Origin of the sequence: Vibrio sp. B172a (assembly GCF_030248355.1) — a bacterium.
In the GTDB taxonomy this organism is placed as follows: Bacteria; Pseudomonadota; Gammaproteobacteria; order Enterobacterales; family Vibrionaceae; genus Vibrio; species Vibrio owensii.
In genome coordinates this window covers 169,501-196,059 of the sequence record NZ_JAHGAC010000013.1, presented here as the reverse complement: position 1 = coordinate 196,059, position 26,559 = coordinate 169,501, and the positions used below count along the sequence as shown (strand labels likewise).

Below are 26,559 nucleotides of genomic sequence, written 5' to 3'. Positions count from 1 at the left end.
CTTCTCGCTTCTCGCTTATTTATCAGCTAGCTTTTCTTCAAGCTCAGCCAATTTCTTTTCCATCTCTGTCAGCTTTTGACGTGTACGCAGTAGAACTTGAGTTTGTACGTCGAATTCTTCACGGCTAACAACGTCTAGCTTGTTTAGCTGACCTTGGATTACTTGGCGAACTTTTTGATCAACATCCGCGCCTAGTTCTTTTACTGGCTGTGGCATTGATTCGTGAATTTGTTTAGCGATTTGCTCTAATTTCTTTGGGTCAAACATAGTGGCTAAAACTCCTTTTGATTTGCCCACATTCTATGTAAATGATACGGGAAAGTCGCCATTTAGATGGCAAAAAAGAGAGCAGCAATAAAAAAGGTCACCGAAGTGACCTTTTTCTTAGTGCTTTATTCTTACTTGTTATCTGCTAATTCGCGGTGAGCGGCTTTCGCTTCATCCACTCGAGCTAGCTTTTCCAAGTCTTTGTCTTCAACAAACACTGGTAATGGCTTGTGTTTCTCAGCTAGGTAGCTGTAAATCACAGGCAGTACGAATAGCGTAAAGAGCGTACCGATCGCCAGACCAGCAACGATTACGATACCGATACTAAAGCGCTGTTCAGCACCTGCGCCTGTTGCGTACATCAGTGGGATAAGACCCGCAATCATCGCTGCCGTCGTCATCAGGATTGGACGAAGACGAACTTTCGCTGCTTCCATTACTGCATCGATACGAGACAGTTTGTTATGTAACTGCTCTTCTTTCGCTACTTCACAGATCAAGATACCGTGTTTAGTAATCAGACCAACCAGGGTAATCAAACCAACCTGCGAGTAGATGTTCATCGATGCCGTACCCCACGCCAGAGCAATCAATGCACCACATACCGCTAGTGGTACCGATACCATGATTACAATTGGATCGCGGATAGATTCAAACTGAATCGCCAGTACTAGGAAGATGATCGCCAGTGCCAAACCAAATGTTGCGTATAGTGCGCTACCTTCCGTTACAAACTGACGTGCTTCACCCATGTAGTCATGGTTGTAGCCTGATGGCAGTTTGTTTTGTGCCACGTCTTCGAACCAGTTGATTGCATCACCCATTGCTACACCAGGTGCTGGTACTGCACCAACCGTTGCTGAGTTTAGCTGGTTGAAGTGAGGCAGTGAGCGGGGCTCTGCGACAACATCAATCGTGATCAAGCTGCCAAGTGGCACTGCTTTACCGTCAACTGAGCGTACGTAGTAGTTCTTCATCGACTCTGGGTTTAGACGCCACTTACGTTCTACTTGAGGGATAACCTCATATGAACGTCCATTTAGGTCGATACGGTTTACGTAACCATCCGCCATCATGGTACTTAGCGTTACACCAATGTCTTGCATGGTCACGCCGTATGCGCCTGCCTTGTCTTTGTCGATGCTGATCTTCATCGTTGCTGAATCGTAGTTCAGATCCAGATCCGAGTAGACGAACATTGGACTCTTCGATACGTCAGTCAAGATATCACTAGCGATAGTAAACAGGCTTTCGAAGCTGTTTGGTGTAGTGATAACGAACTGAATCGGCAGACCTGAACCTGCACCAGGAAGTTCTGGCATTTGGAACGCAGTTACCGACATACCTGGTACATGAGAAACAAGGTCACCAACACGTTTAGTGATGTCAGCTTGGCTTGCTTCACGCTCACTCCAAGGTTTCAGAGTTGCTAGACCGAATGCTTGGTTTGAGTTTGGTACACCGTTAAACACCTGAGCGTATTCTACTTCTGGTTGGTCAGATAGAATCTTGTTTACGTCGTTCATGGTGTTTTGGATGTAGTCCAAGTTCGCGTTTGATGGTGCTGTACCCATTAGTACAACTACACCTTTATCTTCCGAAGGTGCCAGTTCACTTGGAATGAACTTGAACAGAATCGGCAAACTTGCGAATACAATGATCGCAAACGCGATGATCACAGGACGGTGTGCCATCACTGACGTCAGCATTTTCTCGTAACGGTTGGTCATTCCATCCAATACGTGATGCACTTTCTGCTCAAATTTGCTTGGCTCTTCATTTGCCTTAAGCATCTTTGAACACATCATCGGTGATAGAGTCAATGCGATAATACCGGATACAAATACCGCACCCGCTAGGGTTAATGCGAACTCTTTAAATAGCGAACCTGTAATACCACCCATCAACGCGATTGGCGCATATACCGCACCCAGCGTTAGGGTCATTGCAATTACTGGTACCGCAATTTCACGTGTACCGATAATGGCTGCACGGAACGGGGATTCACCTTCTTTAATGTGACGGTCGACGTTTTCAAGAACAACGATCGCGTCATCCACCACCAGACCGATGGCGAGTACCATTGCCAGAAGTGTCATCAAGTTCCACGAGAAGCCCATTGCCTGCATCACCATAGCTACACCAATCAGTGATAGCGGGATGGTAACGATAGGAATCACAACCGCACGGAATGAACCTAGGAATAGGGTGATAACCACAAGTACGATCACCGCTGCTTCAAGAATGGTTTTCACAACTTCGTGAATTGATTCGTTGATGGCGATGGTTGAGTCATACATCACGTTCATTTTGATGTTACTTGGCAAGTTGCGCTCTAACTGAGGCAATAACGCAAGAACATCAGCTGCGATGTTAATTGGGTTAGCACTCGGTGCCGCGTTGATCGCTGCAACTACGGCTTCCTGACCGTTCGCACTTGCACGGTAGATATCGTGGCTCTTCTCTAGCGTTACTTTCGCAATATCGCCAAGACGAATCACATCACCGTCGCCAGTTTTAACAACCAGAGCTTCGAGCTCAGCAACGTTAGATACCTGAGTATCTGCGCTACCGTTGTAAAGAACGAACTCACCTGTTGCCTGACCAGTTGCGGATTGGTAGTTGTTGGCATTCAACACGCCCATCACATCTGTCGCTGTCAGCTTAAGTGCACCCATTTTCGCTGGATCTAGCCATACGCGCAGTGCGTATTTCATACCACCGTATAGGTCAACTTTCGATACACCGTTTACCGTAAATAGCTGCGGGTTGATTACACGCTCAAGGTAGTCGGTGATCTGGCTCGAAGACAGTTCGTCACTGGTGAAACCAATGTACAGTACCGCGGTTGTCGAACCGGTCGACATGGTTACTGTCGGGTCTTCTGCTTCTTTTGGAAGCTGTGAACGAACCGAGTTGGTTTTCGCCAGAATGTCAGACAGCGCCGCATTCGGGTCGGTGTTTAACTTCATGTTTACGGTAATGGTAGACGTACCTAGAACCGAGGATGAAGTCATATAGTCGATATTATCGGCCTGCGCGACGGCTTGCTCCAAAGGCTGAGTAATAAAGCCTTGGATCAAGTCAGCACTTGCACCGTAATAACTGGTGGTTACAGTAACCACCGTGTTTGTCATTTCAGGGTATTCTCGAACCTGCATCTTGAAGACGGCTTGTAAACCAAGCAATGCAATCAAAAAGCTGATCGATACCGCTAAAACTGGACGTTTAATAAAAACATCAGTAAAGCGCATGATGCCTCCAATTAAAGCATTGGTGTTTCAGCAGGTGGTGTCAGTGCCGAATCTTCAACGATGGTCACTTTCGCGTGGTTACTAAGACGGATTTGACCCGACGTTACCACTACATCACCTGGTTTCACGCCTTCTAGAATGTGCGCGATGTCTTTAGTACGTTCGCCCACTTTTACCACGTGTTGCTTAACGCGTTTTTCACCGTCTTCTTCAGTTACGATGTACACGTTGTCGCCATATAGGGTAAAGGTGATAGCTGTTTGTGGCAGTGTTACTTGGTTCTCTAACTTCGGTAGAATGATGTTTGCACGAGCGAACATACCACTACGAAGTTTGCCATCGCTGTTTGGAATGTCAGCTTGAACTTGGATCAGACCACTTTGAACGTTAACCGCAGGCTCGATAGCAGAGATAGAACCTTTGAATGGCTTATCAGGGTAAGCATCAACAAAGATGTCGACTTCTTGGTCTAGCTTGATGCGAGAGATGTCTGTTTGAGGTACGGTGAAACGCAGGCGCATTACTGATGTGTCTTCAAGACGCACGATGTCAGTACCTGCTTGTAGGTATTGACCAAGATAAACGTTACGAATACCAACTACACCAGCGAAAGGCGCTTTGATTTCACGGCGGTCGATGGTCGCTTTAAGACTTTCGATATCCGCTTTCAGTGAGAAGTAGTTTGCTTCTGCTTCGTCATACGCTTCTTTAGAGATAGAACCCTTTTTGAAAAGGCCTTGGTAGCGTTTGTACTTAGCTTGAGCCGCTGGCAGTTTAGCTTGAGAACTCTTAAGGTTTGCGATTTCTACTTCAGAGTCTAGAAGAACCAAAGGCTGGCCTTCTTCAACTTGAGTACCAGAGTCGAAAGAAATCTTATCGATCACACCGCTGGTTTCGTTCGCAACAGTGACACCTTGGTTAGGTTCAATGAAGCCGATCGCCTCGATAACAGGAACCCAATCAACCGCTTGTACTTCTGTTACGGTTACTGGGAATTCTGGTTCCGGACGATTCGCCATGTATTCAGCAATTTTCTGTTGCTTGAATAAGTTGAAACCTATCACGCTTCCGAACAGAAGAATCGCGATAAGTAACATAAAGAAAGTCCACTTTTTCATTCTATTAAGAACTCCAAGTTAGTGTTTAATAATTGCATCCCAGCTGGCTTCAACGGCTGCTTCCAACGCGTCTTCATCCAACTGATAAAATCCCAAAGCATGTTTTCTAGCAAGTGCAACACTAGCTTCGAAACTCAACCCTGAAAGAATTTCGTTATCGAGAGGTTTAAATACCCCTTCCACTTTGCCTTGATTAAAAAGACGATCTACTTGGGCAAACATTTGCCTTTCAAGTTCCCGAGTACTTTTACGATTTCCACAAGGCAGTGATTCATATTGGACACGATTACTTAAGGTGTCTAAATTTGATCCAGCAAGGTGCCAAATATTGAGCCACATAGTGCGGTAACGCTCTTTCAGGGGCATATCGTCATGAACATCCGCTTGAACGGCCTCCGCGATACGTTTGGTAACGGTAAGGCGGACTTCTTCTAAAAGATGTTCTTTATCTGAGAAATATCGATAAATCGTGCCTGCTGCGACACCTGCTTCAGTTGCGAGCTTTTGCATGGATAGACCATGAAAACCCGATTCAGCAATTAAGCGTTCGGCAGCTGCGATGATTTGCTCGTATTTATCTCCAGTAGTGTTATAGGTCATAACCACACCACCCAATGAATGAACGTTCATTCATTATAGCGCAAAGACTGGTCAGTTATGCAACAAAATGTTGCAACTCTCTGTGTAAAAATTACGTGAAAATGACCGTAGCTTTCACACACTCACCCCTTTATCATAGGCGCGACTATTTCTACCCGCAGAGAATTTTTATGAAGCTGAACCCTAGACAAGACGAAGCCGTTAAGTACGTATCAGGCCCATGCTTGGTACTAGCGGGCGCTGGTTCGGGTAAAACTCGTGTAATTACCAATAAAATCGCTTATTTGGTTCAGCAGTGTGGCTACAAGGCACGCAATATTGCTGCGGTAACCTTTACCAACAAGGCGGCACGCGAGATGAAAGAGCGTGTTGGCCAAACGTTAGGTAAATCTGAATCGAAAGGCTTGATGGTCTCGACGTTCCACACGTTAGGGTTGAACATCATCAAGCGCGAGTACAAGCACCTTGGCTTGAAATCGGGCTTCTCATTGTTTGATGATCAAGACCAGCTCGCACTGCTCAAAGAACTCACAGAGAAGCAGCTTGATGGTGACAAAGACTTGTTGCGCCAACTTTTGAGTTCAATCTCGAACTGGAAGAACGACATGCTGACACCGGAGCAAGCTAAAGCGCTGGCTCAAGGTGAGCAACAACAGCTGTTTGCGTTCTGCTTCGAGATGTACCAAAAGCAGATGAAGGCGTACAACGCGCTTGATTTTGACGACTTGATTTCCCTGCCCGTGCAACTGCTGCGTAATAACGAAGAAGTGCGCCAACGCTGGCAAAATCGCATTCGTTACTTGTTGGTGGATGAATATCAAGATACCAACACCAGCCAATACGATTTGGTGAAGCTCATCGTTGGCGAGCGCGGTCGTTTAACTGTTGTAGGCGACGATGACCAATCTATCTATTCATGGCGTGGCGCTAAGCCGCAAAACTTGGTGTTGCTCGGTGAAGACTATCCAAATTTGCGCTTGATTAAGTTGGAGCAGAACTACCGTTCGACTAGCCGTATTCTGCGTGCAGCTAACATCTTGATTGCGAATAACCCACACGTGTATGAGAAATCGCTGTTCTCGGAAATTCCTGACGGCGAAAAGCTCAAAGTGTTGCTGGCTAAAAATGAAGAGCACGAAGCAGAGCGCGTAACGGGTGAATTGATTGCGCACAAGTTCCTAAACCGCACCGAATATAAAGACTATGCGATTTTGTATCGTGGTAACCACCAATCACGTTTGATCGAAAAATCACTGATGCAAAACCGTGTGCCATACAAACTGTCTGGCGGCACGTCTTTCTTCGCTCGAGCAGAGATCAAAGACATCATGGCTTACCTACGTGTATTGGTGAACCCAGATGATGACAACGCGTTCCTACGTATTGTGAATACGCCGCGTCGTGAAATTGGTCCCGTGACTCTAGAGAAGCTGGGTAGCTACGCCAACATGCGTGGTAAGAGCTTGTTTGAAGTCAGCTTTGAAATGGGATTGGAACAGCACCTAACCGGCCGTGGCTTAGAGAACCTACGCCGTTTCACGCAATGGTTGGTAGCTATTGCTGATCAAGCTGAGCGAGGTGATACGGTTGAAGCGGTGCGTTCGCTTGTACGTGATATTCATTATGAAGATTGGCTATACGAAACGTCAGCAAGCCCGAAAGCGGCTGAAATGCGTATGAAGAACGTTTCTGACCTTTATTCTTGGATTGTGGCTGACCTAGAAGGTGACAACTACGACCAAGAAGAGAAGACGTTAAAAGAGGTGGTTCAACGTCTTACCCTACGCGACATGATGGAACGTGGTGAAGAAGATGAAGATAGCGATGCGGTTCAATTAATGACACTGCACGCTTCGAAAGGCCTCGAGTTCCCGTTCGTGTACTTGATTGGTTCGGAAGAGGGCATTCTGCCGCACCAAACCAGTATTGATGAAGACAACGTTGAAGAAGAACGCCGCCTAATGTACGTGGGTATTACCCGTGCACAGCGCGAGCTGACTTTTACCATGTGTAAGGAACGTCGACAGTTTGGTGAATTGATCAAGCCGACGCAAAGTCGCTTCTTAGATGAGCTGCCATTTGATGACGTTGAATGGGAAGTAAACAAAAAGCCAGTATCGGCAGAAGAGCGTATGGCAAAAGGCCAAGCACACATCGCCAATATTCGAGCAATGTTTAAGAAGTAGTGCAGCGTTGTTACGACTAACTAAAAACAAAAAGGCTTGCCATGTGGCAAGCCTTTTTCGTTGATGTCTTTATTATAGACCTTCAATCATGTGGTCGATGGCTGCGATGATTTCGTCATCAGAACAGTCCATACACGTACCTTTAGCTGGCATCGCGTTGAAGCCTTGGATTGCATGGTTGGTCAGCACGTCTTTGCCTTGTGCAATACGTGGTGCCCAATCTGCAGCATCACCAGTTTTCGGCGCGCCGTTCACGCCAGATGCGTGACAAGCAATACAGAAAGTACCGTAAACTGACGCACCGTCACGTGGACCAGTTGGCTCTGCTTTTACTGGTTCTGCTCCTGCAAGATAAACATCACCGACAGGTTTGATGCGTTCTGCGATCGCATCGTATTCAGTTTGGCTGATGTCAGAAGCTAAAGCTGCCGTAGAGAAAGTTAAGGCAGCGAACAAAACGCTAATCATTCGTCGAGACATATCCATTAAACCCACTTCACATTCCCGAGGTAAGTGACTTACCTATTTATATAGTTAGAGTATTTAGAGCCGTTGGAGAAAGTTTTACGCGATTGCTTCTATAGTGAGCAGAAAACCTTATCTAACGGTCTAGAGTGATTAAACAACCAAGTTGCAGCTGTTAAATCAATGTAAATAATGGGTGATTATATCCCGATAACTTGTTGCAATAAACAACAAGTTATCCATGACAGGGCGTGAATCACATCAAAAATTCTCTTTAAAGGCAGATAACTGTCGAAAAAGAGACCAAACGAGAAAAAAAGTAAAAAAAGTACTAGACGGCATAGTGTGATATCCGTATTATTCCTCTCCGCCGATGGGGCATGCGCCCGTAGCTCAGTTGGATAGAGCGTTGGCCTCCGGAGCCAAAGGTCGAAGGTTCGAATCCTTTCGGGCGTGCCATTCCGGAATACAAATCAAAGGCACGAACATAGTGGTGGCTATAGCTCAGTTGGTAGAGCCCTGGATTGTGATTCCGGTGGTCGCGAGTTCGAATCTCGTTAGCCACCCCATTATTTCGGTAACTCATTAAGTTAATGAAGTTTCCAGTTTTGATTCAGATATCCCAAGAGTCGAAACAAAATTCGTCGGTGAATAGCGCAGCTTGGTAGCGCATCTGGTTTGGGACCAGAGGGTCGGGGGTTCGAATCCCTCTTCACCGACCACTATTTAGTTTATGGCTATAATAGAGCGGTAAACAGCAAAAATTGATGGTGGCTATAGCTCAGTTGGTAGAGCCCTGGATTGTGATTCCGGTGGTCGCGAGTTCGAATCTCGTTAGCCACCCCATTAATTAAGGTGACTTCTTAGTTGAAGTATCCTGTCTGATTTGAGAGAATCAGCAAATACAGTTCGGTGAATAGCGCAGCTTGGTAGCGCATCTGGTTTGGGACCAGAGGGTCGGGGGTTCGAATCCCTCTTCACCGACCACCATTAGAAAGCCTGCTTTTTAGCAGGCTTTCGTCGTTTTAGAGTTTATGATCTTACTTGGACTATATAGTTGGCGATATTTCAATGGAGTTGAACCCAAGTGGGGGGCCGCCTGAAGTTAGAATATGGCTCTTCATCGACCACTATTTAAAGCCTCAGTCGAAAGACTGGGGCTTTTTTACGTTTGAAATTTAGAGTGTTGGGACCAGAGGGTCGTGGGCTGGATTGCCAGCTTAGTGGAACGCCAGTCCGCAGGGAGCCCTGCCGCGTCGAATCCTCTTTACCGACCACCATTAGAAAGCCTACTTTTTAGCAGGCTTTCGTCGTTTTAGAGCTTATGATCTTACTTGGACTAGATGAGTCGGCGATATTTCAATGGATTTGAACCCAAGTGGGGTTCGCCTGAAGCTAGAATATGGCTCTCCATCGACCGCTATTTGAAGCCTCAGTCGAGAGACTGGGGCTTTTTGCATTTCTTACTCTCAAAAGCTCTCACTTCATTTTTAATTCCATCAAAATGTACAGCTCTGGGAGCTTTTGACCACCCATGATCCAAATGCTGTTCGAGCTGATAAAAGAAACCCCAGCACGGTGGCTGGGGTTTTGTATTTCTTAAGTTAAGCGCTTTATTGAGCGAGCGTTTTTAGAATTTCGTTTAACTCAACCGTCTCTTTCACTTCATAGTTTGGCTTGATATCGGTTGGATTTGCTGTGCCTGCTTCGTTAACCCACACACTCAGAATGCCCATGTTGTTGGCACCCGCAATATCGGCTGGTAGAGAATCACCAATATGAATCGCTTCTTCTGGTTTCGCGTCAACAAGGTTGAGTGCTTTGTGGAAGATACTTGCAGCAGGCTTCTCTTCGGGCTCTTCGCCACCGACGATGATGTGATCCACCCACTCACTCATTTGTGTCGCTTTGAGCTTTGGATGCTGGGAGAAGATAGGGCCGTTAGTGATTACCACCAATTTGTAGTGTTGGCGTAGGTCAGTCAGCATTTCCTTCACGCCTGGGAAGAAGGTAAAAGCACCCATTCGAGCTGAATCGAAGAAGCTTTGTGCCTGCTGCGCTTGTTCTGCATCGATCTCGATACCTTGTTCTGCCAAGATGGTTTGGATTAAACCGCAGCGGAACGCATTTTCATCTGGTAGCAGAGCTATAAGCTGAGGGAATTCGTCGTTTAGCTTCTTATACACACCTTGTAAGTAGCGTTGCACAAAGGCTGTGGAGTCAGTGACCTGAGGGTAAGTTTGAGCAATCCAATCGGCAAACTCTTGTCCTGCTACTTTATCGGCTTGAGATGTGCCACATAAAGTCTCGTCCATATCAAAAAATATCGCTTTAAGCACAGGGGCTCCTTCATTCACTACTCGACGTTAGAGTTTGATTATCTCTTATCTCACTCAAAATGACAGTGGAAAGCGCAAAACTGATGGCTGACCTTCTCTTTTCCCCACCAAAGCCCCCGGTTCAGAGAGCGTTTTCAATCGATAGAAAATTAGCTTAATCACAAAATCGCATAACTGACGCATAACCTAGGTTAGGTGACAGATTTCATTTGTTTTGCAGATCTGCTCACGTTTTCACCTCTATGTGTGTAGGGGAATTTTGGCTTTTTATGTATGCAGACTATTTTGTTAGTAACATTTTATGTCGAAAAATACTAATAAGAACGGAATATTGTTTGGTAAATGTTAATAATGGCGTGTGAATAATAGGGATACTATCAATAGTGAGTTTATGCGTAAATTTAGAGCATTTTTCTGTTTTTATTGGTGCGTAACGCACAAAAATGGTGTGCTATGAAAATGGTTAAATACTTGTTAATGCATTTCTATTCGCTCATTGTGCGTGTAAATAATGTTTTTTAGGCGGAATATACTTTAATTGTTGCTTTTTTGTGTAATTTTTGCCAAATTGTCTCCGCATTAAGATTTCAGAGTATTATTCTGAATTTGAACGGATTCATTCAGGTGATGAATGGCGCTTTTATTGCGCGATTCGATACCACAGACAAGGCAGTAGAGGTCTGAAATGTCACTATTAGAGGTGAAAAACCTTCGTATTGAATATCCATCCCGTCACGGTGTCCATGCGGCCGTGAAATCGCTTTCTTTTCATATCGATCGTGGCGAAATTGTGGGTGTTGTTGGCGAATCAGGTGCGGGTAAATCCACCGTTGGTAACGCCGTTATTGATTTGCTTAGTCCTCCGGGTCGTGTTGCCAGCGGCGATGTGTACCTTGATGGGGAGAAAATTTCTGGTTTGACGCCAGAAGCGATGCGTAAGGTTCGCGGCTCTAAGATTGGCTTTATCTTTCAAGACCCAATGACCTCGCTTAACCCTCTATTTACGGTTGAGCAGCAATTGAAAGAGACCATCCACGCCAACATGAAGGTGTCGGATGAAGAGGCGTATCAACGTGCGCTTTCTCTAATGCAGCAGGTTGGCATTCCTCAACCTGAAAACCGTCTTAAGCAGTATCCGCATCAATTTTCTGGCGGTATGCGTCAGCGTGTCGTTATTGCTATCGCTTTGGCTGGTGAGCCAGACCTGATCATTGCCGATGAGCCAACGACAGCGCTCGATGTATCTATTCAAGACCAAATCCTAAACCTTATCCGCGAACTGTGTATCAAGAACAACGTAGGTTGTATGTTGGTTACGCACGACATGGGCGTGGTTTCAAACGTGACTGACCGCGTTGCGGTAATGTACCGTGGTGATTTGGTTGAATTTGGCCCAACCGCTAAGGTATTGGGCGATCCTGACCACCCATACACACGCAGCTTGATTTCTGCAGTTCCTCGTTCTGACATTAAACTCGATCGCTTCCCGCTAGTGAGCTACATCGAAGAAGCAACAGAGCTACAAGAACTGGACATCAAGAACCACTGGCTAGGCCAAAGCCAAGACCAACGCGACTACACCGGCCCTCTATTGGATGTGAAGAACGTAAACCTACGCTTCGTGACCAAAGATTCGTTGTTTGAAAGCCGCCGCGAATACGTGCAAGCCTCAAACAATGTCAGCTTTGAAGTGCACGAAGGCGAGACGTTTGGCTTGGTGGGTGAATCTGGCTCGGGCAAATCGACCATCGCACGTGTAATTGCTGGTTTGTACGAACCAAACTCAGGCCAAGTAAGCTTTGAAGGCATTGACCTAACGGCACTGAAATCGGAAAAAGCGCGTCGCCCACTGCGTCGTCAAATGCAGATGGTCTTCCAAAACCCATACACTTCAATGAACCCGCGTATGAAGATTTTCGACATCATCGCGGAGCCAATTCGTTTCCATAAGCTCACTAAGAATGAAGCGGAAACGCGTCAGATTGTGAATGACCTGCTTGATCACGTAGGTTTGGGCAAAATGGCGGGCGTGAAATACCCTCATGAATTCTCCGGTGGTCAGCGTCAGCGTATTTCTATTGCGCGTGCACTGGCGACCCGTCCTCGACTACTGATTTGTGACGAACCGACATCAGCGTTGGATGTATCGGTACAGGCACAAATTCTGAACTTGCTAAAAGATCTGCAAAGTGAGCTCAACCTCACCATGTTGTTTATCAGCCACGACTTACCGGTTATTCGCCAAATGTGTGACCGAGTGGGCGTGATGCAGATGGGTACGCTACTGGAAGTGGCGCCAACTGAGCAGCTATTTACCACTCCTCAGCATGAATACAGCAAGAAACTGATTTCTCTGATGCCTGAATTCACAGGTTTGAGAGAAGAAATCAAAACGGCATAAACCAAGTTTTTCGCTTGGCTGACCATCAAGGTCAACAAACCTTAGTCATAACAAAGACGCAAACACAACAAGGGATTCGAATTCCCGCATGAAGGAGTTATGCAAATGAAAACCATGAAAAGCAAATTAGCAGTGGCGCTAATGGCAGCGGGCCTAAGCTTTAACGCAATGGCAGCAGATATCAAAGTTGGCTACGCAGCTGACCCAGTATCGCTAGACCCGCATGAGCAGCTATCAGGCGGTACGCTGCAAATGTCACACATGGTATTTGATCCACTAGTTCGTTTCACACAAGACATGGACTTTGAACCTCGTCTAGCAGAAAGCTGGGAACGTGTGAACGATACAACGGTACGTTTCAAGCTACGCCAAGGTGTTAAGTTCCACTCTGGTAACGACATGACGGCAGACGACGTAGTATGGACTTTCGAACGTCTACAAAGCTCTCCAGATTTCAAAGCTATCTTCGACCCGTACGAAAAAATCGTGAAGGTTGACGACTACACAGTGGATCTAGTGACTAAAGGTCCTTACCCACTTGTGCTACAAACGGCGACTTACATCTTCCCAATGGACAGCAAGTTCTACTCTGGTAAGACAGAAGATGGTAAAGACAAGTCTGAGCTAGTGAAGCACGGTAACTCATTTGCATCGACTAACGTATCTGGCACGGGTCCATTCATTGTGACTTCTCGTGAGCAGGGCGTAAAAGTGGAATTCGAACGCTTTAAAGATTACTGGGACAAAGAGTCGAAAGGTAACGTTGATAAGCTAACACTTGTACCAATCAAAGAAGACGCAACTCGTGTAGCTGCATTACTTTCTGGTGGTGTTGACATGATTCACCCAGTAGCGCCAAACGACCACAAACGTGTGAAAGATGCAGACGGCATCGATCTAGTAACGCTACCTGGTACGCGTATCATCACGTTCCAACTAAACCAAAACAGCAACGAAGCACTGAAAGATGTTCGCGTTCGCCAAGCGATTGTTCACGCAATCAATAACGAAGGCATCGTGAAGAAAATCATGAAAGGCTTCGCAACGGCAGCTGGTCAGCAAAGCCCGGCAGGTTACGTAGGTCACGATGACAAACTGGTTCCTCGCTACGATCTGAAGAAAGCGAAAGAACTGATGAAAGAAGCGGGCTACGAAGATGGCCTAACGCTAACGATGATCGCGCCAAACAACCGTTACGTGAACGATGCGAAAGTCGCGCAAGCGGCGGCGGCAATGCTGTCTAAGATCGGTATCAAGGTTGATCTGAAGACCATGCCAAAAGCGCAATACTGGCCAGAGTTCGACAAGTGTGCGGCAGACATGCTGATGATCGGTTGGCACTCAGATACGGAAGATTCAGCGAACTTCAACGAGTTCCTAACTATGACTCGTAACGAAGATACTGGTCGTGGTCAGTACAACTGTGGTTACTACTCAAACCCAGAAATGGACAAAGTAGTTGAAGCTGCGAACGTAGAAACGGATCCAGCGAAACGTGCAGAAATGCTGAAAGGTGTAGAAGCAACGCTATACAACGACGCAGCATTCGTACCGCTACACTGGCAAAGTGAAGCGTGGGGCGCGAAGTCTAACGTGAAAGCGGCAGACATCGTTAACCCAATGGTAATGCCTTACTTCGGTGACCTAGTGGTTGAATAATCACGGTTAGTCGATTTTGAGGAGGGATGGATGTCCCTCCTCAACTTAAAGCACTCGACTCAGTTTTGTTTCAGTCGGACTGAGTTGGTTTTACAGACTGAATTTTCTCTCTGAATAGAGATCTATGGATAGTTAAGGGGCAAGGAATGTTTTCGTTTCTGGTCAAGCGCCTGTTTCAGGCACTGATAGTGATGTTTGTGATCAGTTTGGTGGCGTTTGCCATTCAGGATAACCTGGGTGACCCGCTGCGTGAGCTTGTAGGTCAGTCGGTTTCAGAAGCGGAGCGCCAAGCGCTGCGTGACGAACTGGGCCTGAACGATCCCTTTATCACAAAGTACACTCGCTTTGTGGGCAATGCACTGCAAGGTGATTTAGGTACATCTTACTTCTTCAAGCGACCTGCGGTTGAGGTGATTCTCGATAAGCTGGTGGCGACGCTAGAGCTCGTGTTTGGTGCGACGCTCATCATTATTGTTTTTTCTATACCACTTGGGGTGTATTCCGCGATTCACCCGAAGAGTATTTTTACGAAATTCGTCATGGCGATGAGTAGTGTCGGTATCTCGATTCCGGTGTTCTTAACCGCAATCATGCTGATGTACGTCTTCTCCATAGAACTCGGTTGGCTCCCTTCCTACGGACGGGGCGAGACCGCTAATGTGCTCGGTTGGGAATCTGGCTTCTTTACCATTGATGGTATCAAGCACCTTATCCTGCCGTGTATTGCGCTAGCGTCTATCATGCTGCCGTTGTTCATCCGTCTGGTACGTTCAGAAATGCTGGAAGTACTGAGCTCGGAATACATTAAGTTCGCCAAAGCAAAAGGCCTGAACTTACAAAAGATTTATTACCAACATGCACTTAAGAACACCATGCTACCTGTATTGACGGTCGGTGGTGTGCAGATTGGTACTATGGTGGCTTACACCATTCTTACTGAAACCGTGTTCCAATGGCCGGGCACTGGCTTCCTTTTCCTAGAGGCAATCAACCGTGTAGATACACCGCTGATCACTGCCTACGTTATCTTTGTTGGTCTGATCTTCGTGGTAACCAATACCATCGTTGACTTGCTGTACGGCATCATCAACCCAACTGTGAACTTAACCGGAAAAGGAGCTTAATCATGAGCCAATCAAATGTAACACCAGCTCCTGCAGCCGCACCGTCAGCGTGGCAGCGTTTCAAAGAGTCGGATTTCTTGTATTACTTCAAGCGCGACAAAGTTGCGATGGCAAGTTTTACCGTCTTTATGATGTTCTTAGTGTTGGCGTTGGCTGCGCCAATTCTGGCACCGACAGATCCGTACGATCTGACGTCCATCGACATCATGGATTCTGAGTTGCCACCGTCTTGGATGGAAGATGGCGATGAGCGCTTTGTGTTAGGTACTGATGAGCAAGGTCGCGATATTTTATCGACCATTCTTTATGGCTCTCGCTTGTCTTTGACCATCGGTTTCCTTGCGGTTGGTCTTCAGTTGGTACTGGGCATCATCATTGGCTTGTCTGCAGGTTACTTCGGCGGCCGTATCGATAGCTTCTTGATGCGCTTTGCAGACGTACAGTTATCGTTCTCGACTATGATGGTGGCGATCATCGTCTCGGCAATCTTCAAAGCCAGCTTTGGCAGTGATTTTTACAGTCAATATGCAGTGGTCATGCTAGTGGTGATTATCGGCGTGGCAGAATGGCCGCAATATGCGCGTACCATTCGCGCCTCGGTATTGGCAGAGAAGAAGAAAGAATACGTCGAGGCGGCGCGTGTGATGGGCTTTAAAGCACCTCGCATTATGTTCCGTCACATTCTGCCGAACTGTCTATCTCCAATCTTGGTTATCTCGACAGTACAGGTAGCGAACGCAATCATGTCGGAAGCGGCACTGTCATTCCTAGGCTTAGGTCTTCCGGTAGACCAACCATCTCTAGGCGCGCTAATCAGCATCGGCTTTAACTACATCTTCTCTGGTGCATGGTGGATTACGGCCTTCCCAGGTATCGTGCTAGTAACGCTGGTACTGGTTATCAACCTATTAGGTGACTGGTTGCGTGACGTGTTTAACCCGAAAATCTACAAGGGTTAATCACTAAAATACGCACCTATACGTTGCCTATTTCATAAAATTCTTTCTAAACTGAGAGCCGGATGCAATTCCGGCTCTTTTTTTGCTTATCACTTTTTATTCATGTTTTATTGACGCTTTGTCGCGATAATTTCATCACCTACTGTTCAGAGTGAAGCGTATGGAAATGAAGAAGGCACAACACTCCTCTCGTATCGTCCAATCCGGCTTGAGCCTTGGATTGCTGTTGGCGTGCGCCCAATTTTCGACACCGGTACTTGCGGAGGGTTTTCTTTGCCAAGCCTCTCAAGCGAGTAACAAAGAACTGCCAGTACTTGAGCAATCTTGTCCGATCGGGAAAGGGGTATGGGGAAAGAAAGTGCCGCAGGGAGGCAATGATTTCTTCTGGATTCAATGTGGTTTGTTGCCAAAACCGATGTCTTTAGCCAAAGCCAAGCCGATCTACGGCAAAATCACCACCGATGTTTGGATGAAGCCAGAGCAAAAAGGCTACCGATGTCTTATTGGTCCTTATACTGAATTTGCCAAAGCCTCGCAGGATTTACAGCGAGTCAAAACCTTGTCGACCTATAAAGAAGCCTTTATTCGTGTGGTTGGCAAAGGTACGTCAGAGCCAGTGAAGCAAACTAAGCCGATGCCGAAACCTGCCGCGAAGGCAAAGCCTGTGACACCCGTTGCTCCAGTAGCCGCGACTCGCCCGAATACGGACGCTTTTAAAGCGAAAGAGGCGCCTGCTAAGGCAGTACCGAAGCAAGCTTCTCAACCAGCGGCGAAACCGACTCAAACGTCTAAACCTGCTCAGCCTATTATCAGTAACGATACAGTGCAGGTACGATTGAAGACGATTCTGCAAGGTAAAACGTTTGTGGTGCCTTACTTGGTCGAGAACAACAACCAGTTCTACATGGAACATGGGAAGCCTTGGAACCGCTTAAACTATGCGAGCTCGAAAAAGGTATGTCAGCAATTAAGTATGGACTTGGCGAGTGCCTCGGAATTCAAAACGCTGCGTGCGTCTGGAGTGATGGAGAAAAACAACTGGCCGCTGCAGTTGCCTTACTGGGGTAAAGATAAGAAGGGCTTGTTTGCCGACCGAGAACCGAATCAGCTCACGGGTACGTCATTACTCAATGTGATTTGTGTGAAGTAATTAAATAGATACAAAAGAGCCCCGCTTGAGCGGGGCTTTTTTGCGGCCTCAAATAGAGGAGCTATTTGAGTTGGGTTTCCTTGTGGCAGTTCGCGCAACAGTATACTTCTTTGATGCCTTTGCACTTTTCCCAGAAGGTTCTGCGTCGGCGATGCAGATGAATCTGGCTACAACAAGGTTTCGATAGTATTTGTTTGTCTTTACTCATTAGTCTTCAATCAGAGGTAGTGATTCCATCACTTTTTCCATTGCTTCTAGAGAGTCTGAGTACAGACCAAACTCAGGAGCAGACACTGAGCCATCTTGCTCTGCACTTGAGTTGATGCCGATGTAGAAGTCACCAAACTCACGGTTCACGTTACGCTGGCGAGTTTTGTAATCAGAATCTGAGCCTGTTTCTTCTAGAGTCAGAGTTTCACGATTTGTTTCGCTATCTAGAGAGATAGTCCAGTTACCTGGAGTGTAGAAGCCTTCTGGTTTGATAGACTCGTATTCGTAAGCACCGTTAGCGTACTCAAACTTACCTGCTGCATAAAATAGCTCAGTCTCGTCTTGAGCAACGGTCTCGCTTTCTACCGTCATATCAAATTCAACCTTACCGTTCGCAACCTTTTCGCTCACTGGTAGTGCTTGTGCGAAAGGAGCATCGGTTGAATCAAACCAGAACAACTCATCACCATCGATTTTCACAAGGATTTGGTAGTCGCCTTGTGTGGTTTTGTGTTGGTAAAGCATTTCGTACTCAGATCCTTCATCGTCGTACAATTTGCCGTCTTTGATCTCTACATCCCAACAATCTTTGTTTTGGTAAGACGTGTAGCTTGGTAGCTTGTCCAGTTTTGCCAAAATTGCGTATGGGTCGTACTCCCAAGAGTTGTCGATGAAGTCACTGATGTTTGTCGAATATTCTTCGCCTTGCTCATCATCGTTTGAACCCCAACACCATAGTAGGCCTTCGGCATCTTTCATAAGAATCGCGTGGCCGATTTCGCCATCGTTACGTGCGAAGCTGCCCATTTTTGCCGCTTTGCCGTTAAAGTGGTCGATAGTGAAGCCTAGCGTTGGTACGACTGGCGGTGGCGTAGCGCCTTCTTTCACTTCTGGCAGCTTAAAGGTTACGCGAGTTTTGCCATCTTCGTTGTCTTCTACGCTAACGGTAAAAGTTTGGCCTGCCGCGTAAGCTTTTTCTGGTGTGCCTTCGATAGTGATGATTGCGTTGTCGTCTTCATCGATAGACAAGCCGTCGATAGAGATCGATTCAGCAGAATATTCTTCTAGTTGGCCATCTTCGTCTTTGAAAAGACCTGAAATGTCTAGAGTTTGCTCAAAAGCTTCACCTTGCTGTAGTTGCCAGTCGTCAATGATGCTTTGCAGACGTTTTTGTTCTGCTTCAATGATGGTTGGCGCTTGGTTCGCGGTTTCGATATCCAACTCGAATACTGTGCTTACAGTAGCAAGTGTTTTGCCTGAAGAGTCTTTATCTTCAGCCGTTAGGATGATTTCAAACTCACCGGCTTTGGTGACTTCAGCCGCTGGTGAAAGAACCAATTGGTTACCTTCGATGCGAGCTTCGATACCTGTACCAGCAAGGTTATGAGTCAATTTAGGTGTGACAAGGTTTTGGTCTTTGTCTTTGAATAGACCTTCAATGTTTAGGTCTACACCATCGAAACCTGCGCCTTTAACGATCTCAGGTAGGTTATCTAGCTTATCTTCAGCCGCTTCTTCAACGTCTTCGTTAACCACAAGCTTGTTGTTGTATACCGGAACCGGAGACAGTTCGTTGCTGTTTGGCGTTGAGTCTTCAATCACTGGTTTGTTGTTCACATCCGTGATTTGCTCTTGCGTCATTTCGCCTACGATAGCATCCGCTTCTTTAGCAAATTCAGTTGCTTTCTTCTCGTAGTTTGCTGGGTTTTGCGCTTTTGACTCAGTCAGAATCTGAGCGGTTTTATGTAGCTCGGCGCTTTTATCTACACCCGAAACGAAGTCACTGTACAGATCGATAGGTGCTTCTTCTGTACCACCAAGTGCTTGGTTTACTTTTGCTGCCGCTTCTTCTTCTGTCAGCGAGCTGTTGTTTGCCATCTCAATCGCGACAAGGTCTGTGATTGGTGAGATAACGTTAGACGAGTTTGGTGCGCGGAAAACCAGTTCGTGAGCCATCGCTTGGCTTGGGTGATCCATATCTACAGTGTAAGTACCTGCGTAAGCCGGATCTAAAGCGATAAGCTGTTTCTGTTTCGCACCGTTCGGCGTGATAGTTTGCAGAGCCAGAGTTGTTTCTGGTTTTGCTTTGATTTTAAGCTGACCTTTCTCATCGGTTAGACCAAGGAATGTATCATTGGTGTCCCATTGGCCATTGTTGTTCAGATCTTCAAACACAACTGCATTTTTGAAGTAGCCATCAAAGCCTGTGATCACTACGCCAGCATTACCGCCGTTTGAGCCACCATCTGAACCACCACAACCTGTTAGCGCGATAGCCACTGACGCTGCTAGTAAACTCACCTTATTCATTGTTTTAATCCTTGTTTCGTTTCCGAATGAGAAAGTCGCTTTTTATTGTTTTATCTTCCAATCTCACTAGTGAGATTGGAAAAGCAGCGCATTTTGGATCGTTTTTGGAAGCAGCTTCAAGATACGAAAAACCGAAAAAAAACCGTAAAAAAACTTTGAATATTTTTTTGTTGGTTAGATTAATTGTTTGAATTGTCAATAAGGATGCTGATTATGGAATACAAAGACTTATTTTGAGTTTTTAGTTAATTTCTGAGTGGTTTTTGTCCCAATCGGATCGTGATAAATCATATTGATTTTAAACTCTTCAACTTCACTGGCGTATTGAGGGAGCGGGCGCAAAATGTAGCTATACGTTTCGCCGTGGAGAAATACATCATTGGGATGATAGTCATTATTAAATATGACGAATGCGTACGTGGACAGTTTGGGAGCCGTCTGACAATCGGCCTTATCGGAGTAGGAGATGATATCACTGAACATACCTTCTCCTGCGATGATAGAGACATCCCAAAATGGGCACATCTCATGACCAAATAGGTCACTGTATGACGTCACTACGTTGAGATCCGAGTCAAAGCTGTCATACCACTCACCATCTTGAGCGAAGTTTCGGTCAAAAATGTAGTTGCTAGCGGTGGCAAGACGGTAACCTCCCGCAGTAGGGATAAGCAAATCAAATAGTGTGGTTTGATATAGCTTCTCCCCTGTATTGACGTTCAAACGTTCTTCCATTGAGCGTTTGTTCTTTTGCATGGTGTAGCTTTCGAAACGATTATCATCGAAGACGGTAATGAAATAGTTTTCGGTCTCTTTATGCACGCGTGAGGTATAGACCTTTTTCGTGGTCCAAATTTGTTGTGAGCCGTTTGCTTGCACTATTAATGATTCATCGCTGATCTGATATTGGCCGACTTTTTTTAGTTCATGCTCTTCAGGACAACGAGTTTTGTTGTTGGAAGCCGCATAAAAGACCTCTTCTTCGACAAATTTAAACGCCTCACAGTACACCACTTCATAGGCGTATTTCTTTCCACCAAGCAATGTTGTGGATTCAAGACGATACACAATGCCATCGATCAGAGGGTGTTCAGTATCATTTTGTTCTTCGGTTACTGCTGGCAGCTCAAAGCGCGTGGTAACCCAAGCATGGTCTTCTGTACCATGGTGGTCATCGCGCGCAGATACCGCTAAGTAAGTGGTTTGGTCGAACGCTTTTGGTGCGCCTTGCAACATGATCTGCCCTTGGTTGAGAACACTCAGTCCATTGGCGTTTTCCAACCAGATTCGGGTCGTGAGAAGGTCACCCTCGGGGTCTTCAAACAATTGTTCCAATCCCAATGAGTAGTTGATAGGGTTGTTTTGCGTCAACTCCCAACCAAAGATGATGGTTTGTAATTGCTGTTCCACCGCGAGGTTAATGATTGGTTTGCCATTGTTAGTCGCATCATTGTTTGCGTTGCTACTCACGTAGGTTTGAGTCAGGTCTCCGGAGTAATTGACCACCGATGATCCAAAAGCATCTTGAACCTGTTCAGGTTGATCTGACAAGGTCGATTCGAGTGCTTTTTCAAAGGCGAGATCGTTGTTTCTCTCTAGTACTGAGGAGGTTAAGGCTTGCTTCACTTCAATCAACGAAGTGCGCTCACCTTGGGACGTTTTTCTCTTATCTAGGCCATTTTGTGCTGGTTCTATATTGGCAGCCGCAGCGGCTGTTTGTTCATCTGAAAGCCAGTAGCTTGCCATCAAGCAGACACCCAGTGCGCCTGCAATCCAGTATTTTTTCGTCATGATATTACGCGTGCGCCATTCTTGATTGTAGCCAACTGCGCGAGAACTTAAGGTCTTTTTCAATCAAACTGGCGCTGCATTCGAGCAGTTCACAGATCTCTTGGTTTTTCATGCCCATCAGGTACTTGAGCTTTAGCGCGTTAGATTGGCGTGGATAGCGCACACTAAAGTTGTCGAGCGCTTTGTCCATGATGATGAGTTGCTCGAAACGATCTTCTTCCTCCTTCATCAAGGTGATGTGTTGTCGCTTCTGCGCTTGATGGGCGCGTGCATTGTCAATCAGGATCTGGCGCATCACTTTGGCTGCCATTAAGAAGAAATCACGCTTGGTTTCAATCTCACTCATGTCGCAGCTAGACATTTTTAGATACGCATCATGAATGAGCGCAGTAGTGCTGTTTACGCTATCTGCCAGTACCTTGTTGTCGGTGCCGTATTTCTCTGCGTTGCGCTCACGTTCTTGCTGAGCAATCTTACGCAGTTGTAGGTAAGCGAATTGGTACAACTCACTTTCCGCTTTTTTATCGCCGGCTTGCCACTGCTGGATAATTTGCGTCAGGGTAGATTTAGAAGCCATGGCTATACGTCCTCACTTACTTTTACAAACTCAGAGATAGAATGGGTTTCAATGCGGTCAGACCCATCACGATTACGACTGATGTCTTGCTGGTAACGATACAAAATACCTTGCTCCCAGCTCTTGCCAGCAGGCAGGTATTCCCACGTGGTGTAGTTGATTTCAGAGGGTTTTGACGACCAGCGCACCATCACGTTCATCTGTGCCAGCTCGGCGCTCGCCTGATCATTGTTGACCCACCACATATCCAAATACTCGTTGGTGACATCTTGGGTGTATAGGCTGGTATCTGTCGGGCAGGTAACGGCATCAACTGGTAGGCGCAATACTTGGTTATGGCGCATCAGTAGACACGATTGCTTCATCGAGTCTTGCAGGTATTGAGTTTGTTGCCACACACCTTGGTAGGCAATTTGGCTATCGATGGAGTCAGGGTAAGTGAACCACAACATTTCAGTGCGGTTGTGGTGCTTAACGTGCTCGTTTTGCCCCAAACCTTGCACTTTTTCCATCAAAAGCTGGGTACTAGGGTCGAAGTTGAGCGCGACAGAGCGATATTTCCAGTCGCCATCATCGTTGTAATCTTCCAGTGAGAAGCCATTGAGATCATTACGAGTACAGCCTTTATCCGCGCAGCCAACCAAGCTTTCCCATTCTGAAAACTTTTCAATCGGTTCGATAATGTCTTCTGTCACACTGTGATTGAGAGCCAAGAAACAGCCTTGGAAGTAGTCGCCAATGCTTGGGTGCTGAATTAGGTTCTCTTCTGTAATGGTAAAGTTGACCTCACCAATCGGTGGGCGGTAACGCGGGTGATGTTGGTAGCGAATATCGAACGCGCAGGCGCGACCTTGCCAATCCTTTTTCTTGATGATGATGTTCTTAAAGCGCACATCACGAGGCTCGAAAATGACTTCATCTGAGGCGAAGTTCTTTTCGATGTAGCGTTGGCTTTCATTCAAGTGTTCAACCGCTTCTTGTACCGAAACCCAATCCAAATTGAATTGGTGTTTTGCGTCATCTAAGAAGTTGAGATCAAGACGCTTGAGTTGCGCTTGGAAGGCAGGGTCGGATAACACCTTGTTAGCCAGTACGATTTCTTGGCGGTTTTCTGGTGTGCTGTCGAGAGAGAGCAACAAGCGGGTCATGTTGATGCTGCGACTTGGCTTGGTGGTCGCCATCGTCGGAGTAAGCACTTCCTGGCTCGACATCGTCGTGAGCAAGTAGCCGTTATCGTCATTGCCTAGGAAGAAGCTGATGACATCACCAGGGCGATATTGAAATGCGCCTTTATCGGTGTGGCCAGATAGGTTGGAACTGGTTTTGTAATACAAACCAGTCACCGGTGAATCGATGAAGAAACCTTGCTTTATGGTAGGCGCTGTCGCTTCTGCCGACGGAGTCGTAGAAGTGGAGCTCGCCCATGCTGGTGCTATCGCTAAAGCCGATAGCCAGATCGCAACGGAACGTGTGTACATCTTAAATTTTAAGCCTTTTTCGTGTTTAGCCTTACTGTTGAGTGCGGTCCTTTGGTGCACAATTTGGCTGACAACTTATTGATTTTGTAAGGTGCTTCTCTGGCACCGGCGTCATCATCGCCAACAACATTTTCTGTTTTATGTGTTTGGGGATATCTGGGTTAGACAGAATCCGCCTACGTGTCAGCTCCATCATGGCACTGACGGACATATGCTCGACGTTTTGCCCCTTGGCGTGAAAGACAAGGCGCGTCACTTCGTACATGATATCTTCTGCAATCTTTTTCTCTTGTTGCAGTTGTATGTTCTTTTGAATCAGAGTGTTACCAAACAGCAAACCAGATAACACTAAGATGGCGGACAACACCGATGGCAGCGGTCGGCGTTGTACCAAACGAAGCGTACTGTACAGCGGCCAGTGCTTCTTTTGCTCGATTGGACGTCGTTCCAAAATACATTCAATATCTTGGCGTAGTGTTCGAACATTGAGGTAGCGCTGCTTTGCTTTCGCTCGTGTCGCGCGTCTCACCACCCAATAAATGTCTGACCACATTGGCTGATCAGGAAACATCAACGCCAGAATCTTACCTAGTGAATACACATCACTTTGTTCGGTTAAAAACTGCCCAGTTTGTTGCTCTGGACTGGCGTATTTCTCACTGAAGGCAATCAATGCGGGAGACGAATCATTACTGCTGGATTGCACCTTTTGTGTCAGGTTGAAATCGAGCAGCTTTGGCCGTTTATTGCGATCAATGAGGATGTTTTCTGGTTTGAGATCCGCATGCAGGACTTGATGCTGGTGGGCGTGTTCCATTGCCTGACAAATCTGCTTAAACAGCAATAACTTGTCATCGTCTTCCATTGGCGTGAGCAACAAATACGTGTCTAGAGTCTGACCAAAAACGCGTTCCATCACGATGTAAACCGAATCACCGTGCAAGCCGCCATCAAACACTTTGGCAATGTAAGGGTGGTTTAAGCGAGCCAGAAGCTGAGCTTCATCAAACAGGGCGCGTTTACCTAATACATTACTGAGATTGGTTTGAATGAACTTGATCGCAAGGTCTTGCTCGAACGTCTCGTCAGCGCGCAGTGCCGCATACACCACCCCCATACCTCCACGCCCTAACTCATGGGTAAGGCGGTACTTACTGACCACTTCGCCTGTTAGGTCGACCTCTTGTGTGGTGGCTAAGCTAGCGCCGAAGCCGAGCAACTCTGTGAGGTGTTCTTCTTCGTTTTCACTGGCTAAAAGAGGGGCGACTTGGAGGTAAAGCTCAGGCTGACTCTGCTGCAATTCTTTGAGGTATTGCTGCTTCTGAGAGTCGTCCAGATCAAGCAGGTGATAGTAAATCTGGGTTTCGCTGGAGCCTAACTGCACGGTGCTTTATATCTTATTGTTTTAGGTGCGTTATCTTATAAGAAACTCAATATTAATGTCATTTATTTATTCGGCTTTGAGTCACAATGTTTAGTTTGCATCTTGATGGTTATTTAAGCGCTAAGGTTATGATTTTATTAATGATGTAGTGGATGGTTTTTACTAAGCTTGTCGGCGAGGAGTCTATTCGTCATAATGTTACTAGTAACATTACTGATAAATTAGACATTTATGGCTCAGCAGAATAAGAAAGCACGAACGACATTACAGGATGTCGCAGACAAAGTTGGCGTAACAAAGATGACCGTCTCGCGTTACATGCGCAATCCAGACTCAGTGGCAGAAAAAACGCGAGTGAAAATTGCCGCTGTAATTGAAGAGATGGGCTACATCGAAAACCGTGCTCCGGCAATGTTATCGAAGTCTTCCAGTAAAGCGATTGGTATTTTGTTGCCTTCACTGTCCAACCAAATTTTTGCGTCTTTTGTTCAGGGCATTGAAACCGTCACTAAAGCCAATGGCTATGAAACACTGCTTGCGCACTTTAGTTATGACGAGTTGGAAGAAGAACGCAAAATCGCGTCACTGCTTTCTTACCAAGTTGACGGCTTAATCCTAACCGAAAGCCACCACACTCAACGCACTTTGCAGATGATCAAAAACGCAGGTATTCCTGTGGTAGAGACCATGGAACTGCCAGAGCAGCCGATTGATATGGCGGTTGGTATGGACCACGAAGACGCTTCTTACAGCGTCGTAAAGCGCATGTTGGAGTCGGGCAAGCGTACTATTGTTTACTTCGGTGCTCGCTTGGATACGCGTACTAAATTGCGTATGCAAGGCTACGATCGCGCAATGACGGAAGCAGGATTGGAGCCAAAACACGTGCTAACGGGTGATCACTCTAGCTTTTCGTTGGCGCATGATTTATTGGAGCGCGCACTGGCAACCTACCCAGAACTTGATGGTGTATTTTGTACCAACGACGACATCGCGATTGGTACCTTGTTGAGTGCTCAGCAACGCGGCATCAAAGTGCCAGATCAACTTGCGGTGGTGGGCTACAACGCATTAGACATCGGGCAAACTATTAGCCCGAAACTGACCAGTGTGGATACACCGCGTTTCGAGATTGGTGAGAAAAGTGCCGAGCTACTGATTGCGCGCCTAAAGGGTGAAGAGCAAGCAGAGACTAAAGTCGACATGGGCTACCAAATTACGGCGGGCGAAAGCGTCTAACTCGCTCTGACTCACGCTTATTTTTCATCATTCGTTTCTGATAAGGAC

At 46.4% G+C, this 26,559-nt stretch carries 18 protein-coding genes and 5 tRNA genes; 12 read left to right on the top strand and 11 right to left on the bottom strand.

What is annotated here, in order from left to right; all coding sequences use genetic code 11:
• Nucleotides 1-15: 15 nt before the first annotated feature.
• The 4 genes from KIT90_RS14755 to KIT90_RS14740 all read right to left on the bottom strand — a co-directional run bounded on the left by KIT90_RS14755 (nucleotide 16) and on the right by KIT90_RS14740 (nucleotide 5,239).
• On the bottom strand, nucleotides 16-267 hold the full coding sequence (locus KIT90_RS14755; protein WP_005427244.1) for an accessory factor UbiK family protein: 252 nt from the start codon (nucleotides 265-267) through the stop codon (nucleotides 16-18).
• A 131-nt stretch (nucleotides 268-398) separates the two neighbouring features.
• On the bottom strand, nucleotides 399-3,521 hold the full coding sequence (gene vmeD / locus KIT90_RS14750; RefSeq protein ID WP_005434659.1) for a multidrug efflux RND transporter permease subunit VmeD: 3,123 nt from the start codon (nucleotides 3,519-3,521) through the stop codon (nucleotides 399-401).
• A gap of 11 nt (nucleotides 3,522-3,532) precedes the next feature.
• Complete coding sequence (vmeC, locus tag KIT90_RS14745) at nucleotides 3,533-4,639, bottom strand: multidrug efflux RND transporter periplasmic adaptor subunit VmeC (protein ID WP_199459587.1); 1,107 nt, start codon at nucleotides 4,637-4,639, stop codon at nucleotides 3,533-3,535.
• Nucleotides 4,640-4,657: 18 nt separating this feature from the next.
• Nucleotides 4,658-5,239 carry a TetR/AcrR family transcriptional regulator gene (locus tag KIT90_RS14740; RefSeq protein WP_009705429.1) on the bottom strand — a complete coding sequence of 194 codons (582 nt, stop codon included), beginning with the start codon at nucleotides 5,237-5,239 and terminating at the stop codon, nucleotides 4,658-4,660.
• A gap of 170 nt (nucleotides 5,240-5,409) precedes the next feature.
• Here KIT90_RS14740 and rep point away from each other — a divergent pair, with 170 nt between their 5' ends.
• Nucleotides 5,410-7,425, top strand: coding sequence for a DNA helicase Rep (gene rep, locus KIT90_RS14735; protein ID WP_285377286.1), 2,016 nt, complete (start codon nucleotides 5,410-5,412; stop codon nucleotides 7,423-7,425).
• Between the two features lie 72 nt (nucleotides 7,426-7,497).
• On the opposite strand, the gene KIT90_RS14730 is transcribed toward rep, so the two are convergent.
• Nucleotides 7,498-7,911, bottom strand: a complete 414-nt coding sequence (locus KIT90_RS14730) for a cytochrome c5 family protein (RefSeq protein ID WP_005434644.1) — start codon at nucleotides 7,909-7,911, stop codon at nucleotides 7,498-7,500.
• Nucleotides 7,912-8,272: 361 nt separating this feature from the next.
• On the opposite strand from KIT90_RS14730, the gene KIT90_RS14725 reads away from it, so the two are divergent.
• The 5 genes from KIT90_RS14725 to KIT90_RS14705 all read left to right on the top strand — a co-directional run bounded on the left by KIT90_RS14725 (nucleotide 8,273) and on the right by KIT90_RS14705 (nucleotide 8,877).
• A tRNA-Arg gene (locus KIT90_RS14725) sits at nucleotides 8,273-8,349 on the top strand.
• A gap of 34 nt (nucleotides 8,350-8,383) precedes the next feature.
• Nucleotides 8,384-8,459, top strand: a tRNA-His gene (locus tag KIT90_RS14720).
• Between the two features lie 76 nt (nucleotides 8,460-8,535).
• Nucleotides 8,536-8,612: transfer RNA gene (locus KIT90_RS14715), tRNA-Pro, on the top strand.
• A gap of 48 nt (nucleotides 8,613-8,660) precedes the next feature.
• Nucleotides 8,661-8,736, top strand: a tRNA-His gene (locus KIT90_RS14710).
• 64 nt (nucleotides 8,737-8,800) lie between these two features.
• Nucleotides 8,801-8,877, top strand: a tRNA-Pro gene (locus KIT90_RS14705).
• A 626-nt stretch (nucleotides 8,878-9,503) separates the two neighbouring features.
• Here KIT90_RS14705 and KIT90_RS14700 read toward each other — a convergent pair.
• Nucleotides 9,504-10,229: an HAD family hydrolase gene (locus tag KIT90_RS14700; RefSeq protein ID WP_285377285.1), complete on the bottom strand. Its 726-nt coding sequence runs from the start codon at nucleotides 10,227-10,229 to the stop codon at nucleotides 9,504-9,506.
• A 685-nt stretch (nucleotides 10,230-10,914) separates the two neighbouring features.
• Here KIT90_RS14700 and KIT90_RS14695 point away from each other — a divergent pair.
• From KIT90_RS14695 to KIT90_RS14675, 5 genes are all read left to right on the top strand, one after another.
• Entirely contained in the window at nucleotides 10,915-12,630 is a 1,716-nt protein-coding gene (locus KIT90_RS14695) for an ABC transporter ATP-binding protein (RefSeq protein ID WP_285377283.1), read from the top strand.
• Between the two features lie 105 nt (nucleotides 12,631-12,735).
• Complete coding sequence (locus KIT90_RS14690) at nucleotides 12,736-14,289, top strand: ABC transporter substrate-binding protein (RefSeq protein ID WP_038877076.1); 1,554 nt, start codon at nucleotides 12,736-12,738, stop codon at nucleotides 14,287-14,289.
• Nucleotides 14,290-14,435: 146 nt separating this feature from the next.
• The gene (locus KIT90_RS14685) at nucleotides 14,436-15,413 is read left to right on the top strand and encodes an ABC transporter permease (protein ID WP_020196664.1); all 978 of its coding nucleotides are present in this window, start codon (nucleotides 14,436-14,438) and stop codon (nucleotides 15,411-15,413) included.
• A 2-nt stretch (nucleotides 15,414-15,415) separates the two neighbouring features.
• Nucleotides 15,416-16,372 carry an ABC transporter permease gene (locus KIT90_RS14680; RefSeq protein ID WP_005533496.1) on the top strand — a complete coding sequence of 319 codons (957 nt, stop codon included), beginning with the start codon at nucleotides 15,416-15,418 and terminating at the stop codon, nucleotides 16,370-16,372.
• 160 nt (nucleotides 16,373-16,532) lie between these two features.
• Complete coding sequence (locus KIT90_RS14675; RefSeq protein WP_285377280.1) at nucleotides 16,533-17,522, top strand: SPOR domain-containing protein; 990 nt, start codon at nucleotides 16,533-16,535, stop codon at nucleotides 17,520-17,522.
• A 207-nt stretch (nucleotides 17,523-17,729) separates the two neighbouring features.
• Here the strand turns inward: KIT90_RS14675 and KIT90_RS14670 are convergent, their stop codons facing one another.
• From KIT90_RS14670 to KIT90_RS14650, 5 genes are all read right to left on the bottom strand, one after another.
• Nucleotides 17,730-20,042 carry an acid phosphatase gene (locus KIT90_RS14670; RefSeq protein ID WP_285377278.1) on the bottom strand — a complete coding sequence of 771 codons (2,313 nt, stop codon included), beginning with the start codon at nucleotides 20,040-20,042 and terminating at the stop codon, nucleotides 17,730-17,732.
• Between the two features lie 228 nt (nucleotides 20,043-20,270).
• Complete coding sequence (locus tag KIT90_RS14665) at nucleotides 20,271-21,833, bottom strand: hypothetical protein (RefSeq protein ID WP_054823183.1); 1,563 nt, start codon at nucleotides 21,831-21,833, stop codon at nucleotides 20,271-20,273.
• A 4-nt stretch (nucleotides 21,834-21,837) separates the two neighbouring features.
• Nucleotides 21,838-22,410 carry a sigma-70 family RNA polymerase sigma factor gene (locus KIT90_RS14660; protein ID WP_005434622.1) on the bottom strand — a complete coding sequence of 191 codons (573 nt, stop codon included), beginning with the start codon at nucleotides 22,408-22,410 and terminating at the stop codon, nucleotides 21,838-21,840.
• Between the two features lie 2 nt (nucleotides 22,411-22,412).
• On the bottom strand, nucleotides 22,413-23,888 hold the full coding sequence (locus KIT90_RS14655; RefSeq protein WP_285377276.1) for a chromosome partitioning protein ParA: 1,476 nt from the start codon (nucleotides 23,886-23,888) through the stop codon (nucleotides 22,413-22,415).
• A gap of 31 nt (nucleotides 23,889-23,919) precedes the next feature.
• Nucleotides 23,920-25,272: a serine/threonine-protein kinase gene (locus KIT90_RS14650; protein ID WP_285377275.1), complete on the bottom strand. Its 1,353-nt coding sequence runs from the start codon at nucleotides 25,270-25,272 to the stop codon at nucleotides 23,920-23,922.
• A gap of 231 nt (nucleotides 25,273-25,503) precedes the next feature.
• On the opposite strand from KIT90_RS14650, the gene KIT90_RS14645 reads away from it, so the two are divergent.
• The gene (locus KIT90_RS14645; protein ID WP_020196671.1) at nucleotides 25,504-26,511 is read left to right on the top strand and encodes a LacI family DNA-binding transcriptional regulator; all 1,008 of its coding nucleotides are present in this window, start codon (nucleotides 25,504-25,506) and stop codon (nucleotides 26,509-26,511) included.
• Nucleotides 26,512-26,559 lie beyond the last annotated feature (48 nt).